Annotated in this window: 13 protein-coding genes; 10 read left to right on the forward strand and 3 right to left on the reverse strand. The window is 68.4% G+C overall.

Annotation, left to right across the window (positions count from 1 at the left end; genetic code table 11):
* Positions 1-14: 14 nt before the first annotated feature.
* The 3 genes from ACIBMZ_RS20815 to ACIBMZ_RS20825 all read right to left on the reverse strand — a co-directional run bounded on the left by ACIBMZ_RS20815 (position 15) and on the right by ACIBMZ_RS20825 (position 4,868).
* Positions 15-2,534 (reverse strand): hypothetical protein, encoded by a 2,520-nt coding sequence (locus ACIBMZ_RS20815; protein WP_396696153.1) that lies wholly within the window; start codon positions 2,532-2,534, stop codon positions 15-17.
* A 286-nt stretch (positions 2,535-2,820) separates the two neighbouring features.
* Positions 2,821-3,528, reverse strand: coding sequence for an SDR family oxidoreductase (locus ACIBMZ_RS20820; protein ID WP_396696155.1), 708 nt, complete (start codon positions 3,526-3,528; stop codon positions 2,821-2,823).
* Positions 3,525-4,868, reverse strand: a complete 1,344-nt coding sequence (locus ACIBMZ_RS20825) for a transcriptional regulator (RefSeq protein WP_396696157.1) — start codon at positions 4,866-4,868, stop codon at positions 3,525-3,527. Before ACIBMZ_RS20825 ends, ACIBMZ_RS20820 begins: the two co-directional genes overlap by 4 nt.
* Before the next feature lie 701 nt (positions 4,869-5,569).
* Between ACIBMZ_RS20825 and ACIBMZ_RS20830 the strand changes: the two genes are divergently transcribed.
* From ACIBMZ_RS20830 to ACIBMZ_RS20875, 10 genes are all read left to right on the forward strand, one after another.
* A complete protein-coding gene (locus ACIBMZ_RS20830; RefSeq protein ID WP_396696158.1) occupies positions 5,570-5,956 on the forward strand; it encodes a hypothetical protein in 387 nt (128 codons plus the stop codon).
* Entirely contained in the window at positions 5,953-7,404 is a 1,452-nt protein-coding gene (locus ACIBMZ_RS20835; RefSeq protein WP_396696159.1) for an APC family permease, read from the forward strand. Before ACIBMZ_RS20830 ends, ACIBMZ_RS20835 begins: the two co-directional genes overlap by 4 nt.
* 313 nt (positions 7,405-7,717) lie before the next feature.
* A complete protein-coding gene (locus ACIBMZ_RS20840) occupies positions 7,718-8,476 on the forward strand; it encodes a hypothetical protein (RefSeq protein WP_396696161.1) in 759 nt (252 codons plus the stop codon).
* The gene (locus ACIBMZ_RS20845) at positions 8,473-9,678 is read left to right on the forward strand and encodes a histidine decarboxylase (protein ID WP_396696163.1); all 1,206 of its coding nucleotides are present in this window, start codon (positions 8,473-8,475) and stop codon (positions 9,676-9,678) included. The genes ACIBMZ_RS20840 and ACIBMZ_RS20845 overlap by 4 nt, the downstream gene beginning before the upstream one ends.
* Before the next feature lie 36 nt (positions 9,679-9,714).
* Complete coding sequence (locus ACIBMZ_RS20850) at positions 9,715-10,848, forward strand: class II histone deacetylase (protein WP_396696165.1); 1,134 nt, start codon at positions 9,715-9,717, stop codon at positions 10,846-10,848.
* Between the two features lie 42 nt (positions 10,849-10,890).
* Positions 10,891-11,655, forward strand: a complete 765-nt coding sequence (locus ACIBMZ_RS20855) for a class I SAM-dependent methyltransferase (RefSeq protein WP_396696167.1) — start codon at positions 10,891-10,893, stop codon at positions 11,653-11,655.
* A gap of 13 nt (positions 11,656-11,668) precedes the next feature.
* Complete coding sequence (locus ACIBMZ_RS20860; RefSeq protein ID WP_396696169.1) at positions 11,669-12,553, forward strand: hypothetical protein; 885 nt, start codon at positions 11,669-11,671, stop codon at positions 12,551-12,553.
* A gap of 212 nt (positions 12,554-12,765) precedes the next feature.
* Positions 12,766-13,356 (forward strand): GNAT family N-acetyltransferase, encoded by a 591-nt coding sequence (locus tag ACIBMZ_RS20865; protein WP_396696171.1) that lies wholly within the window; start codon positions 12,766-12,768, stop codon positions 13,354-13,356.
* Between the two features lie 5 nt (positions 13,357-13,361).
* The gene (locus ACIBMZ_RS20870; RefSeq protein ID WP_396696173.1) at positions 13,362-13,670 is read left to right on the forward strand and encodes a hypothetical protein; all 309 of its coding nucleotides are present in this window, start codon (positions 13,362-13,364) and stop codon (positions 13,668-13,670) included.
* Positions 13,667-16,129 carry a Helicase associated domain protein gene (locus ACIBMZ_RS20875; protein WP_396696175.1) on the forward strand — a complete coding sequence of 821 codons (2,463 nt, stop codon included), beginning with the start codon at positions 13,667-13,669 and terminating at the stop codon, positions 16,127-16,129. Before ACIBMZ_RS20870 ends, ACIBMZ_RS20875 begins: the two co-directional genes overlap by 4 nt.
* The last annotated feature ends 21 nt before the right edge of the window (positions 16,130-16,150 follow it).

The raw sequence follows: 16,150 nt of genomic DNA on the forward strand, positions 1-16,150 counted from the left end.
ACGTGCTTCTCGACCTACGAACTGACGGCCGATGCCGCGGCATCGTAGGCCCAAGTGCGGATCTGGCTACGGGCATAGGGATCACCGGCTGCGGCCATCCTGCGGATTTCGTTCTTGCGTTGCGACCGGGCGAGGAGTTCAACTAGCCGTTTGCGGGCGTGCTCGTAGCCTGCCGCCGCGAACTGCCGTATCTCCCCTTCGCGGCCGAGTGTTGCCAGCAGGTTGATGAGGTGTTCGCGGGCCTCGACGTTGCCGGCCGCTGTCATCTTCCGGAGCTCGCTTTCGGCACCCAGGGTTTCGAGCAGCGCGACGAGATCCCTACCTGCATGCCACGGATCCGTTGCGGCCACTTCCCGAAGCTCGTCCAGGCAGCCGAGACGGCGCAGGAGGGCGGTGTACTGGTACTGGACGGTAGGGTGCCTGTCTGCGGCCAACTCGCGAAGCTCATCGAGGCGTTCCTGGTTGGCGAGCAAGGTGGCGAGGTACATGCGGGCGAAGCGGGGATCCTCAGATTCAGCCTCCCAGCCACGCAACTCCGCCTCGCGTCCGTGGGCGGCCAGGAGCCCACCCCAGGCTCGCACCGCCTCGTCGGCGAAGTCGCCTTCCTCGCAGTCGAAGAGATCCTCGTATGCCTCAAGGGCTTCCTCAATGCGGCCCTGGTGCTCGAACATTTCGGCCCGACACATCTGGGCATCTCTATCCCCTGCGTCAGCTAGCTTGCCGAGGGCATCCTCCCGCCCCTCGTCTTGTAGCAATCGGATGAGAAAGAAGCGGCCGTCCTCGTCTCCCGCCTCGTCCAGCCGCCGGAGTACCTCTTCACGCTTGTACTCGTACAGCCTCCGGCCGATCTCCCACCAATCGGTGCTAGCCGGCTCCGTACACCGCCAGTTGTCTGGGATTTCGTCGTACCGTTGCTGATCTATCAGAAGGTGGACCAAGCCCAGTCCCGCGTCATGGACACCCTCGGCGGTCAGGCGACGGAGTTCCTCCTCGTCACCGTCGTTTACGAGGATCCACACAAGGCGCGAGCCGGCTTGATCACTGTGCCGGTAGACGCGGCGCAGCAGCGGTTTCGCGTGCTCCACAAGTCCACGGTCGTCAGCGCTGACCGCGAGGCGGGTGGCATCGTCCGGGTCCGTCACACGAGGGATCAGAGCGTCGAAGACAGGTGTCGGGACCACGGCGTAGTGGCGGTCGAGGACACCGACGTGTTCGAGGTAGTCGGCAAGTCGGTAGCCCGACGTCGTGCCAGCTTCGGATCCGGGCAAGGGATAGATGGCCCTGACGCCTCCGCGCAGCGGAGAGGTGGCGTAGGCCAGGGCGTCTTGGAACCACGTGCGGGGCGCATCGGCGTAGTCCTCGCCATCCAGGTAGGCAGTGAGCGTGGCTTCAAGGAACTCCGTCGTGAGTGGTTGTCGGATCCCGAGACGTCGCAGGTCGATAGCAGCCGTGATGAGCGCGGCGCCGTACGGATTCCTGTCGGCCCCGTAGCGCCAGTGGTCAACAAGCTGCGGTGCGCCGGCGAGGTGCTGGGTCACTCCGTAGTGTTCGTCGGCAAGAGCGGCGGCCAGCCGCTGATCGCCTCCGGCCGCGACGATGCGGTCACCACGAGCAACCTCCTCACGACTGAAGCAGGCGGGTACGTCTACTAGATTGCCGTCGGCATGCTGAAGAGCTTCACGCGCGTGGCGCCACAGGTCGCCATCGCGGCGTCCCGGCGGCGGCTCCTCCGTGATAGTCCGGTAGACCTCCGGCCACACCACGTGCACGACGAGGACGAGCCGGGCGTCGCCACGTCGGTCGATGAGGATCGACAGGTCGTTGCTGCTTAGTCCCTCCGGCCCCAGATACCGGGTCGATGGTGTGTCGTCGAGCCACACCACCGTACGACTTGGAAGGCCATCGGCTGCATCGCGAACGGCGTTGACATCGTCCGCCAGCAGTATCTGCCAGTCGCTGAGGACGTCACGGACCGCCTCGTAGAGGCTGCGGGACTTTCCGGTTGAGGAACCACCCACCACCACGACCATGCCACCGGTCTTCGAAACTTCGAGCAAGCGATCACGTAGCTCCGTGTCGTGCTCGCGAGGAATGTAGGCAGGCAGGGGCGGCGCCGATGAGTCGTATGGGGGAGGAGCAGCTCTGTGGACCCCGAGTTCATGCGGCCGGCATTTCGAGACCGGTACCAACCTCCAGGCCCGGCGGGGTTTGCTCTCCCGTACCCGGGATTCTCGCATCGGCATCCAATGAGAGCCGATGGCTACCGGCAGACTAATGAGGGCGATGACCCAACTAGCCCGCTCAATCCAGTCCCAGGGCGCGTCCGCGGCATCGGTGACAAGGGCCTGCCACCAGCCCCACCAATACCCGCATGCCGAAATAGTGGCCAATAGAAATGTCACGGTCGCCAGCCAGGCGACCGTGACCCAGTGGCTTCTCCTCACAAGCAAGGGTACCTGACAGGCCGCGGTGGACAGCCGCGAGAGAGTGGCCACACCGGTCACCTCGACCAAGCCTGGCTGGGCTGCTCTCATGCCACCCATCGAGGGATGGCCGCGATCTGGCCGCCCGATCTGACACTACTGGAGTGCCGTGGCCAGCGGGAAGGCTGCCAACGGGACAGGCTCGGGCTCAGCCGAGGCCCGCAAGAGCGACGAGATCCGGGTTCTGTCTCAATTTAGCGTGTAGCGACGGACCGAGTTATGCATCACGCACATGTGGGTCCCGCTACGCCTGTACGCCTGCGTTGGAGGGGGGGGCGAGTAACTGCATTCGTGATACTACCTAGCTGAGGATGGTCAAACCTCGAAAACTCTGCCATTACCAGTCGAGGCGCTTTCGCTGAAAGAAGATTCCTCCGGTCGGGCCGTCCGACGGCAGCGTGGCGAGCCAGACGAAGGTGTCCGCAGCTTGCTCGGGCGTCAAGGTTGCTTTTCCGTATGCAAGACGGGTATCAACCTTTCCAGGCGAGGCGGCATTCACCAGGATGTCGTCGTCTTTAAGCTCTACCGCAAGAATGCAGGTCAGGGCGTTCACTCCGACCTTTGAAACCCGGTAGGATACGCTGCCGATGCCCATCTCGCCAAATGTTCCCATATGACTCGTGACGTTGACGATTCGGCCGTACCTGTTCTTCCTCATCTCGGGGATTGCCGCAGTGCAGCATCGCCAGGTGCCGAGAATATTGGTGTCCAGAGTGGCTCGAACTTTCTCAAAGTCGGCGCTAGCCGCCGCCTGGCCACGGTCGATTGCGATACCAGCGTTGTTCACCAGGATGTCCAATCGCCCGTACTGATGGCCGACATCTGCCATGGTGCGGGCGACGCTAGCTGGATCGGAGATATCCAGTTGATGGCCCGATGCGGGTAATCCCTCCGCAGCTAGTTCGCCAGCAGCGCGCACGGCGGCCTCCTCGGTGCGGGCAGTGACTACCACATGAGTGCCCGTCTTGGCTATGCCCTGTGCGATCGCCCTACCTAGCCCGCGGTTAGCGCCAGTGACAACGGCGACCCGTTGTGCCTCAGTCATGCGAGTAGGCTACGCACTCGTTGGTCTAGTAGCTCTACGGCGGGGTGTCGGTGCGCCCTGAGGCGGCCATGGATGTCGAGCAGGCGACGGTGATTCCGTACCGAGCGCGTTGCGGTGACCTCAGGGGCGGCCTCAGCCACAAGGGCGCATGCATGGTCGATGTCTCCCAGGTGCAGAACAGAGTCGGCGCGCCAGATCAGATAGGTTGCGCGGTCTCTGCTCCGCTCGGCTGGTTGCAGCGCAAGCGTCTGTTGGAGCCAGCGGTCACTGGCCTGGTGACGATGCAGCAAGAGATAGCAGGCCGCGACCTGCGCTGAGTACTCTGCGTGATCGAAGTAGCTCGCCCATGTCGGGCTGGCCTCTTCATCAGCGCGTGACATCTCTTTCTCGGCTTCGGCAAGCCGCCTCTCGCACGCCACCGACTCACCGAGGACCGCATGGGTCCGAGCCAAGCGCGTCGTAAGCATGGCCCGCACCCGCGCCGGTGAATCCTTGGCCCCAGCCCGAGCGGCGTCGGCGAGGCGAAGTGCCTCGGTCGGCCGTTCCGTGTCCACTAGTTGCAAGCTCATGCACTTCAGAATGTTGGCACCAGCGGCGCGGTCGGCGGCGGAGTGTGCGGCATGGAGAGCGGCGAACCAGTAGCGCTCGGCCGCAGCGTGGAAGCCGGCATCGAAGCTAGCCCAGCCGGCGATCCGGCCCAACTCGGCGGCGATGCCTAGGAGGCGCCTACCTACCTCGGCCGTGTAGGTACTTTGGCGCAGGAGATCTGTAACGAGGCGAAGCTCGGCGTCCACCAGCGAGCGAACGCTCCCGCCACCGAGGCTGGCGTCCATGCGACGGAGCGCCGGTAGCCGCTGTTCGAAACAGTCGAGAAGATCTAGGTCGACCCGCCTTCCTTGAAGCGTCGCAGTGATCTTGGATGGCTCGGCCTCTAGCCACCTTTCGGCAACTGCGGCAGCCAGTCCAGCTTGCATGATGAGGAACCCTCTGCGATCTAGCATCGCTGGTCCTGCGGTGTCATCAAGCAGCCCCACGGCGCCGCTGGCCGTCCATGGTGCTGAGACGCTGATTGCTGGGCCGGTCGGGAGCCAATGAGGCCACCCCAGTGCCCTGACGGTCTGCCGGTCGACGCTGAGTTCATCGGCCAGCGCGAGCTGCGTGTCTTCATCCGGTACCACGCCCCATCGTTCCCACCGGCACGCCTTCTCCCGCCGCGCGGCAGTGTTCAGGCGGCGGGCGACGACGTTCACAAGGTCTTGCTGTGTCCAGTTCCGCTGCTCCCGAACGTAGCTCAGAGGATGTACCAGAAGCTGACTGTGCGTTGATGTCGGCCGCGTCATCCTGCCTCCCCCCGGCCATCGCCATCACTCTAGCCCGATACAGCCGCGAAATAGCCTCTCAACTGCGGAAACTGTTCGGTTTTGGCGATGAGACAACAGCGAGACAACAGGCATGGCATCGATTTGCGCGGGTCATTCCGCTTTCCTGAACGGGTTACTCCGCTCCGGCGTTGGTCGGTTGCTGTCGGTGCTGGGGGCCGTGCCTGCGGGATGGTGCTTGCTTGATCCGGCAGCGAGCCAATTGCAGGAGCTGCTCCCACTACCACCCCAACAAGCAGTCGTGGGCTGCGGCGCGGAGAGACCTGAGAGGAGGTGGCGTAGAGATGGTTCGGGTTGAGTGGTTTGTCCCGGCGGGCGACCGCTCGCTCGACCCTGTTGGCCGCACCTTGGTACGAGAACGTGCATCAGGTGTGCCGGTCAGGCGCCCTTGGAAGCGCTTTCGTCGGCTCCGAGGGCGCTCGTTGCTCGCGCTCGGACAGGCAACGTGTATCGCGTCGCTAGGTCATGGGTCAGGGGATGGTCTGCCGCCCTGTCTAGCGAGCACTCGATGCCGTCGGGCTGGTCCGCAGCCCTGTTCTGCTGGCAGCGTCATCGGTCCTGAACGGTGCGGCTTCTGAATTCACTTATTCACCTGCTGGTGGTGCTTCGTCGGCCAGTGGGTCATTTAGTCATACCCAGCTTCTGGAGGAGGGCTCGTTCTTATGCTGATCACAGCCGATGATCCCGCGACCACATCCGCCCTAATACGGCGCGGCATTAGGCGGTGGTTGGCCACGGCGCTGGACCTTACGCGTGGTGGCGGCGTCGTTCCTGACAAGGAGGCTGGGACGGCGGCCGAGAACGTGCAGGGTTTCGCGATCCGGCGTGAGTGGCGCAACGGCAGCCACGACTTGTTCGGGTTCACGCCTGACAAGGAGGTCGCCGAACGGAGCCTCGTCCGCGACAAGAGGTACTGGTTGTACGGCCCGGTGCGGCCAGAAGCGGTGTTCCTGTTGCCGGTCAACGCCGCCGATGTAGATCGGCATCCGGTGGACGGCTGCTTTGGCTCGTTGTGCCCGGACACCCGCGAGCGGGGTGAGCTGCGGTGACGGCGGGAGTGCAGGTGGCGTTGGCGCGTCGGACGGTGACGCCGTTCGGGTTGTGGGTGTTCGGGGCGCAGGCGTCCGCACCCTTGGTTGTTCTGGTCGGTGGTATCCCCGCGATCTACGCGACCACAGGCATCACCGCGCTGCCGCTGACGTATGCGCTGGTCGCGGGTGTGGTGGCGGTGCTGGCGGTGGGTTACACGGCGATGGCGCGTCAGGTGGGGCATCCGGCGGCCTATTACGGGATCCTGGCCCGTGGGTTGGGTCGTGGTTGGGGTGTGGCCGGCGGCATGGTCGCGCTGGTGGCCTACAACGGGATCCAGATCAGCCTGTACGGGCTGCTCGGTGCGACTCTCGCGGCTCAGGTCGGTGGGGCGTGGTGGGTGTGGGCGGGCATCGCCCTGGTGGCGGTCGCGGCGTTCGGTCGCGCGCCGATCGTCCGGTCGACGTGGCTGCTGGCGGTCGTGCTGGTGGTGTCGCTGCTGCTCGTCGCCGTGTTCGTGCTGGCCGGTGTGGGGCAGGCGTCGGCCGGTGACGTGTGGGCGGGCTTCGACGTGGCGGGGTTGATGGTCGGCGGGATCGGCGGGGCGGTGGCGTTCTGCGTGGCCTCGCTGATGGGCGTCGACGCGCCGGGGTCGTTCGTGGAGGAGGCCGTCGACCGGCGGTCGGTCGGTCGGGCCTCGGTCGTCGGCGCGCTCGTCCTGGGTGGGGTGTATGCGGTGGCGGCGTGGGCGATGGGTGTGGCCGTCGGTCCCACCTCCGTCGGCGAGATGGCTGCGGTGGACGGCGATCTGCCGTTCACGATCCTGAGCCGGGCCGGTGGCGGGGTGGTGGCGCTGGCGGGAGTGATGCTGCTCCTGGCGATCCTCACCGCGAAGCTGTCCTTCCACGCCGTGGTCGCGCGGTATGTGTTCGCGATGGCGCGGGAGGGTGTGCTGCCGGCCCGGCTCGCGGGGGCCGAGGGCGGCACGCGGGTCAGCGCGCCGCGTGGCGGCTCGCTGACGCAGACGGTCATCGCCGCGGTGGTGGTGGCGGGGTTCGCGGCGGCCGGCGCCGACCCGGTGGGTCAGATGTTCACCTGGTGCTCGACGTTGGGTGCGTTGGGTCTGCTGAGCCTGCTGCTGGCCGCGTCCCTGGCCGCGCTGCTCGCCCCACCCGAGGTGCGGGGTGAGCGGGCCGGCGTGTGGGAGTGGCGGATCGCTCCGGTGCTGGGCCTTGTCGCGGGGACGGTGGTGCTCGCCGCGATGGTCTTCAACGTCGGGAGTCTGCTGGGGGCCGCGCCCGGATCCCCGTATCCGCTGCTGTTGCCCACGATCATCATCGCCGCCGCGGTCGCGGGCGGGATGTGGGCCCAGTACGTGCGGCAGTCCCGGCCGGAGGTCTACGCCGGGATCGGTGACGGTACTCCGCAGCCGAACGCGGTGCCCGATGCCCTGAACATCTCGATCTGACGGGCCGACGATGATGACTCACGCGCACCGACCTCCCGGCCGTCCCGGCCACCCGGTCGACCCTCTGCATCCCGGCTGGAGCCCGGAGCACCACCAGGTGCCCTCGCCCGCCGCGCACCGACCGCCCGCCGACCACGGACCCCGGCCCGACTACGGACCACCACCCACATCCGGATACGGACCGCCACCTGGGCCTGGGTACGGGCCCCCGCCCACACCCGGGTACGGGCCGCCGTCGATCGCCTATGAGCGTCTACCTGAGCCTCCGCCGGAACCGTCTGAGCCTGCGAGGCCGATGTCGTCGGCTGCGACGATGGATGACCCGCAGGGTGAGTCGGACGCCGAGCGTCGGTGGTGGGTGGAGCTGCGTCACCAGGTGGTTTACCGGTGCAAGGGTCTGAACGGTGGGCATCTGCTCGCCGCCGACGAGCGATACGGGACGCGGGAGGCCCTCGGCCCGCACGCGGTGATGCTGTTCTTCGCCGCGCCGTCGTCGACGGAGCCGCACGGGTTCCGGCTACACACCGCCTACCGAATGTTCCTGGCTGCTCCCGAGTCGGAGAACCTGGTAGCCCTGCTGGCGGACCTGACGGCCATCGCCGCGGACAACATTGCGCACGCCAGGTCCCTGGGACGCTCATGGCATCCGCTGGGTCCGGAACGGTCGATGGTCAACGGCGGTGACATGACCCTGCCCACCGACGCGGTCTACGTCGGTGCCGGGGTGAGCACCCTCGACTCCGTCGACGGGTCGTGGCACCAGCTCGCCCGCACCCTGCGCAGCCCGTCCGGGACCGGCTCCGTCCGCTCGGCGTTCGACCTGAAGGGCCAGTGCTTCGCGCTGCTGGTCGACGGCACGGCCATCAAGGTCGACCGTGACCCGCACGCCCGCGTCGGCAGCTCCGGCGTGCGCAGCAGCAAACCCCTCGAAGCCCGTTGGAATCCGGTGTGGCACAACCCGCACCACGACCTCACCAGCCAGGGCGATGCCGACACCCGGCAGGTGTGGCACCACCTTGGCACCCTCCACGAGACCCTGTCGGCCCACCTGCCGTGGAGGTGGCCACGGTGACGTCCACCTCGATCGCCGATCTGGCGGTGGCCGCCGATCTGAGCCGCGATGACATCGATGTCACCGCGGTCCTCGACCACCTCGTCGCCGACGCCGCAGCCACGGCACCGACCGCCATCGGGTACCCGGGCGCGGTCGACCTCGACCACAGCGCGGTCATCGCCCGCCTCGGGCACCGACTGTGGAACAACATCGGCGACCCCGCCGACACCGGCGGGGTCGCGCACACCCGGGTGCTGGAACAGGCGGTGGTCGCCTGGATGGCGGACCTGTTCGGGATACCGGCCGATGACCGGTGGGGCTACGTCACCACCGGCGGCACCGAAGGCAACCTGTCCGCCCTGGCCGCCGCCTACCGCCGCTGGCCGACAGCCCGGATCTACTACTCCACCGCCGCCCACTACTCCATCCCCAAGATCGTTGAGATGTTGGGTGCCTACAAGGCGGTCGTGCGGGCGCATCCGGACGGGGAGATGGACTACGACGACCTCGCCGAGAAGCTGCGGAAGCGACGGCGGTGGCCGGCGATCGTGGTCGCCACGGCGGGCACCACGATGACCGAGGCCGTGGACGACGTCACCCGGATCCGCGCCGTCCTCAGTGAGTACGCCATGGTCGGGCATCTGCACGTCGACGCGGCCCTGTCCGGAATTCCGCTCGCTCTCGACGGCACACTCGACTGTGATGCCGCGGGCATCGACTCGATCGCGGTGTCCGGCCACAAGTTCCTCGGCGTGCCCACACCGTGCGGGGTGGTGCTGATCCGCGACCACGTCCGCAACCCGACCCGACAACCGATCGCCTACACCGCCGCCGCCGACACCACCGTCACCGGATCCCGCTGCGGCCTGGCCGCCGCCCTGCTCTGGCACGCCATCGCCGTCCACGGCCGCGAAGGACACCGATGGCGGGCCGCCGAAGCCCGCACCGTCGCCGCCTACGCCGTCGACCGGATCCGGACGACCGGTTGGCAGGCATGGCGGTACCCCCACGCGTTCACGGTCGTCCTGCCCACCCCACCCGAGACGGTCCGGGTCAAGTGGCTGCTGGCCACCGACGGACCCGTCAGCCATCTCATCTGTATGCCCGGCATCACCACCGCGCAGATCGACGCACTGACCGCCGACCTGACCGCCGCCGTCAGGACACCGGTCCCGGGTCCCCGCGCACCGCACGCATCTGAGGTCATCACCACGTCCTGACATCGGTCACGGTCCCGGTCTTTTGGAGGTGCAGTTATGCCCACCGGCTACGTCCATCACCCGCATTACCTGTGGCACGACACCGGCACCAGCGCCGGCCTCATCCCGGCGGCCCCGCTCGCAGGCGTCGCTCCCGGCGCGCACATCGAGAGTCCGGACACGACACGCCGGATTCACGAGCTGGTCCACGCCTGCGGCCTGCTCCGCGACCTGGTGCCGATCGAGCCCCGCCAGGCCACGATGGTCGAACTCCTGCGGGTGCACACCGGCGCGTACGTGCAGCACCTCCAGGAGCAGTCCGACCTGCGTGGGGGAGGCGACGCCGGGGACGGCTTCTCACCGGTGGGCCGAGGCAGTGCCGAGATCGCCCGTCTCGCTGCCGGTGGTCTGGTCGACCTCGTCACCGCCGTCGCCGAGGGCGACGTCACCAACGGCTACGCCCTGCTCCGCCCGCCCGGCCACCACGCCACCGCCGACACCGGCATGGGCTTCTGCCTGATCAACAACATCGCCGTCGCCGCCCGCCACGCCCAAGAGGAGCTCGGGTTCGCGCGGGTCGCGGTGGTGGACGTCGACGTCCACCACGGCAACGGCACCCAAGCGATCTTCTACACCGATCCGAGTGTGCTCACCATCAGCCTGCACCAGGCCGGATGTTTCCCACCCGACTCCGGCGGCGTCGAGGAGAACGGCGCGGGCGACGGCCTCGGCTACGCCCTCAACGTCCCCCTACCGCCTGGCAGCGGCCAGGCCGCCTACCTGCACGCGATGCACCAGGTCGTCCTCCCGGCACTCGACCGCTTCACCCCCGACCTGATCCTGGTCGCCGCCGGGTTCGACGGCAACGCCTGGGACCCCCTCGCGCGGCAGATGCTGTGCGCCGACAGCTACCGGCAGATCGGTCGCCTGCTGGTCGACGCGGCCGACCGGCTCTGTCACGGACGTCTCGTCGCCGCCCACGAAGGCGGATACAACCCCTGGTACGTGCCGCACTGCGCCCTGGCGTTCCTCGAAGAACTGGCAGGCATCACGACGCCCGTCACCGACCCCTACGCCGCGATCGCCGAACCCTACGCGAGCGGACCACTGCTGCCCCACCAGCGGGAGGCCATCGACGAAGCCGCCTACCTCGTCGACCGGATTGCCACCGCCACGAACACCGCCGCGTGAGCGATGCCGCCGGCATCACCAGACCGACCTCCGGAGGACCCTATGACGACGACCTCACTATCGGCGCGCCCTGACCCGGCGCACCGACTGCTTGACCCGGTCATCCGCAGAATCCTGGACCGGATCGACATCAAACCTGACCATGTCGTCCTGGAGGTCGGCGCCGGTCCCGGGGAGATCACCGCCCACCTGGCGAAGCTCGTCGGCGAGTACGGGATCGTCACCGCCGTCGACACCGACACCAGTCGACTCACCCCGACCAACGTCATCACCGTGCAGGAGTGTGACCTCGACCGGGACGTCCTACCCGACACGTACGACAGATACCACCACATCGTCGCCCGCCGGAGCACCAAGCCGCTACGCGACCCGGTGGACGTGTTGGAGCAGATGATCGCCCGCCTACGCCCCGGCGGCACGCTCGTCCTCGCCGATGTCCTGCCCTCCGCGCCGAAGGTGTACCGGGCGCCGGACGCCGCCGACGATCACCTGATCGCCGCCGTCATGAACCGGATCCGGCGCGCCATCGCCGGCAGCGACGAGGCAGGCACGTGGACGAGCAACATCGAGTCCCTGCTGGTCAACCGGGGCATGACGCGGCACTGCGTCCACATCGGCACCGAGACCTGGACCGGCACCCGGCCCGGTTGCCAGCTCCTCGCCGACATCGCCACCCACCTACACCCCGAACTGGCCACCGAGTTCAGCGACAACGACCTCGACCGGTTCGGTGCCCTCATGGCCGATCCGCGCGTGCTCCTGTCCTCCTACACGACCCGGGTCATCCACGCCCGCAAGGCCGACTGAGGACGCGCGCACCATGACGCAGCAACCCCACCCGACCCGCCGCGCCCTCCTGCCCCTGCTCCTCGGCGGCGGTGTCCTCGCCCTGGCCGGGTGCCAGCCCAGCACCGCAGCCCCCCGACCGGGCACGATCGCCGCACCCACCGCCGCGCCGCTGGACCGCCCACCTACCCGGTCCGCGACCGATGCCGGGCCCACCGCGGGTCAGCGGTTGGAGATCCTCGCCGACACCCTGGCCGGCACACCGGCCGACGCCACCATCGGCCTGCCCTACACCTACCTGCACCTCCATACGTGGGCCCGCGCGACGAACAGAATCGTCCGCACCGACGTCCGACGGTGGCGGCACGCGGACGGCTCCGGCCGTGAGGTCATGCGGCGGGCGCCGGACCTGGCGGGTGTGGAGCACCAGCCCCGACCCGGTGAGCGGTCCCTGTTCGATCACGCCGCCCCGACCACGCACCGCCACCGGGCGGGAGGTCTGCACCCGTACCTCTCCGAGCCGGTCCCGGCCGACCCGGCACGGTTGGCCAGGCTGTTGGTGCCAGCCGAGCTCGTCGGCGAGCCCGCCTACCCGAGACTGCTCGCCGGTGGTGTCATCGGCCTGGCCACCAGCCAACACCTCGACCACGCCCAGCGGGCCACGGCACTACGTGTGCTCGCACGGATTCCCGGCATCACCTACGGCGGCACGACAACCGACCTCGCCGGGCGCGCCGGTCTGGCGTTTCGTGTCGCCGCCGAGGGGTCTACCACGGTGCTGGTCATCGACCCGGGCACGGGGGAGTTGCTCGCCGCGCAGGAACGCGTCAGCGGCATCCGGCCGGGCCTGTTCTCGCACGTGCTCATCCTGACGCGAGGCCACACCACCGACACCGCCACACCACCCACCGCCACGTGACGGGTGACGACCTGGCCAGCCGGCGCACCTGGACCCGAGCAGCAGGCGACGGCTGGTCTCCCGGCCGGCGGCAGCGGACCGCCCCCGTTGCGCTGCCGCCGGCCACCCACACCAGCACGCCGTCTCCCGGCGGACCGACGACAGAGAAGGAGAACGAGGTGGGGTACCGGATCCGGGCCGCCAGATGGACCGAAAGGGCTGAAGCCGCAAAGGTGATCGCCGAGGCGCTGTGTCCCAGCCCGCTCGCCGTGTGGTTGGTGCCCGACGACGCGCAGCGGGCCCGTGTCCTGGCCGCCGTCGCCGCGATATGGGTGGAGCACGCAATGTTCTACGGCGAGGTCCATCTCGTGGACGACTTGAGCGCCGTCAGCGTCTGCTTGCGCCGGTACGGTCCGCTGCCGCCTCCGGCCGACTACGCCGCGCGTCTCGCCGAGGCCGCCGGCCCACACGTCCACCGCTTCGCGGCGGTGCATGACCTGCTCGCTGCCGCTCCGCCCGACGAGGCCCACCACCACCTCGCCTACCTCGCCGTCCGCCCACCGTTTCAAGGGACCGGGCGGGGCCAGGCACTGCTGGCGGAGGTGCACAGCCGCATCGATCACGTCACCATGCCCTGCTGGACCGTCACGCTTGCGGCCGGGCAGCGCCTGCTCGCTCGCAATGGTTATGAGCCCGGCACCGCGATCACGGTCGCCGACGGCCTGGCCCTGTATCCGATGCGCCGCCGCGCGCACCGTGACACCACGACGCGGGCCGGCGCCACATTGACGTCGTCCACCGCGCCGTCCCGCGACGGCGTGTGACGGCCGTGAGGATCCCGGAACCAGCGAGATCGGAATTGGCGGCTGGCCGTGTGATTCGTGTCGCGCATCTGATCGTGGTCATCGTGTTCGTGCACACGCCGATCGCGCTGATCGCAGGCTCGGTCACCTACGTGGGGACCGCCGCCGCCCTGCATGTGGTGGCACCGGATCTTCCCGCGCCGGCACGCGGCGGTGTCGTCACGGCTGCGGTGTTGATCGTCTGCGGTCTGGTGGGCTGGTACCTGCACGAGATCATGGTGATCATCGTCCGACTGGCGACCGCGGCCCTGCGACTGACGAAGGGACTGAGGTGACGGGCGCACGGCTGGTCGAGCGGCTGCCAGCGCTTCGCGACTATCAGCGGGAGGCTGTCGAGGCGATCGTGCGGGGGCAGTCCGCCGGTGGTCGCGGCCAGTTCCGGGCCGCCTGCGGCACCGGAAAATCGCTGGTCGCGGTGCACGCCGCTGCGCGGCTGTGCCCGGCCGGGCTGGTGGTGGTGGCGTGCCCGTCGCTGCCGCTGCTGGCGCAGACCCTGGCGGTGTGGGCTGCCGCCGGTATGGGGGCGCAGGTCCTCGCGGTGTGCAGCGATGACACCGTCGCCGATGCTGCGGTGCGGGTGGCGGACCTTCAGTGTCCGGTCACCACCCGGCCGAGGGAGATCGCCGACTGGGTGCGGCGCACGCCGAGCACGCGCATGCGGCTGATCCTGGTCACGCATGCCTCTGCCGGTGTAGTGGGCGAAGGACTTCACAAAGCCGACACCGTCGCCGATCTGTTGGTCATCGATGAGGCGCACCACACTGCCGGATGGTCGGGCAAGCATGTCGCGCTGGTGCACCGCGACGAGCACCTACCTGCCACACGGCGGCTGTATATGACCGCGACGCCACGGGTCCTCGGTACCCGTCGTCGCGCGGGCGGCGGCGGTGAGGACGTCCTGTCGATGGACGACGCGAAGGTGTTCGGGCCGGTCCACTACAGCTACCCGTTCGCGAACGCGATCGCTGACGGCTGGCTCGACGACTACCGCATCGTCGTGGTGGGTATCGCCTCCGCAGAGGCGCTGGCGACCCTGCGTCGCCTCGATCCCCGCGCGGTCGTGCGTGCCGGCGCGGCGCCGCTGCGCACCGCTGTGGTGCAGACCGCTCTTGTCCGCGCCGCCGCCGAGTTCGGCCTTCGTCGGGTGCTGGTGTTCACCCAACGGGTGGCGCAGTCCAAAGAGTTCTCTCGTACTCTGCCGGCTGCGGTGGCCTCCCTGCCGGAACAGGATCGTCCCAAGGGCCGCCTGACGGTCGGGCATGTGGATGGCACCCAGACGCTGGCCCAGCGGGAGCTGCATCTGGCTAGCCTCGCGGACCCGCCCGAGGACGGCTGGACGGTGATCTCCAACGCCCGGTGCCTTGGGGAGGGCGTCAACGTGCCCGCCGTGGACGCCGTGGTCTTCACCGCCCCGAAGGAGTCCGAGCCCGACGTCATCCAAACCGTGGGCCGGGCATTGCGCCGTAACCGGGCCGGATCCGGCATCGCCACCATCCTCCTGCCGGTCCTGCTGCCGGACGACCCGGACGAAGCCGCCCGCGATCTCGCCGCAGACCTGACCGGATGGACCACCCTCCTTCAGATCCTGCGCGCCCTGCGCGCACACGACAACGGGCTGGCCACCGACCTCGACACTCAACGGACCAAGATGTCGAGCGGTGTCGCCGCGGAGCTACCGCCGCGTCTGCTCGTCCGCCTGCCCGACGGCTATGCCTCCGACGATCTGCTGCGGACACTCACCGTGCGAGTTCTGGAGGAGACCACCTCGGAGTGGCTCGTCGGCTATGCCGCGCTGACGGCGTTCCACGCGGACCACGGACACATGAGGGTTCCCACCGGACACGTACGCCACGGCATACGACTGGACCGCTGGGTCGCGTGGCAGCGTGTCGAGTACCAGGCAAGCCGGCTTCCACAAGATCGGGTCCAGTACCTGAACGAGATCGGCTTCGACTTCACACCGGCGCGGCGAGCCTGGGAAAGGGGCATCGCCGCCGCGACCGCGTTCCACGCCGAACACGGTCACCTGGACGTTCCCACCGGATACGTGGTCGATGGACTCGACCTCGCCCTCTGGGTAGGGCAACAACGCGGCTATCACCGCAAGGGCACCCTCGCTGCTGAGCGGGTCGCCGCCCTCACCGACCTCGGGATCGACTGGACCGTCAAACGCCCCTCCTACCGGGACGGCTTCACCGCCCTGCACCACTTTCACGCTACCCACGGCCATCTCCGAGTCCCGTACGGCCAGCTCATCGACGGCATCAACCTCTACGACTGGCTCGACGCCCGACGCACCGACTACCGACTCGGACGCCTCACCACCGACCGCATCCGCAGCCTTGAAGCACTCGGCATGCAGTGGTCGATCCGAGACGCCACCTGGGAACGCAACCTGGCCACCGCCACCGCCTTCTACCGGCGCGAAGGGCACCTGCACCCACGCCGAGGCCACCGCGAAGGCGACATCGACCTCTCCCGGTGGATCAACACCCAACGCGCCGCGCGACGCGACGGCAAACTCTCGCAGGACAGGATCGCCGCCCTCGACGCGATCGGCATGCGCTGGGAGATACCCAGCGGATGGACCGGCGTACAGCAGGTCACCGCGAGCCGGAACGGTCGAACCCACGGCGACAGCGACACGGCCCACCACAGCGACCCCGCCGAACCTCACCCCGCACCGCCCCCACGGAGACAGCCGGCCCCCTCACTAGGGCCGCCCGCCGTATGAGAACGACCCCTCTCAACCGGC

It is taken from the genome of Micromonospora sp. NPDC049900 (assembly GCF_044461025.1).
GTDB lineage: Bacteria > Actinomycetota > Actinomycetes > Mycobacteriales > Micromonosporaceae > Micromonospora.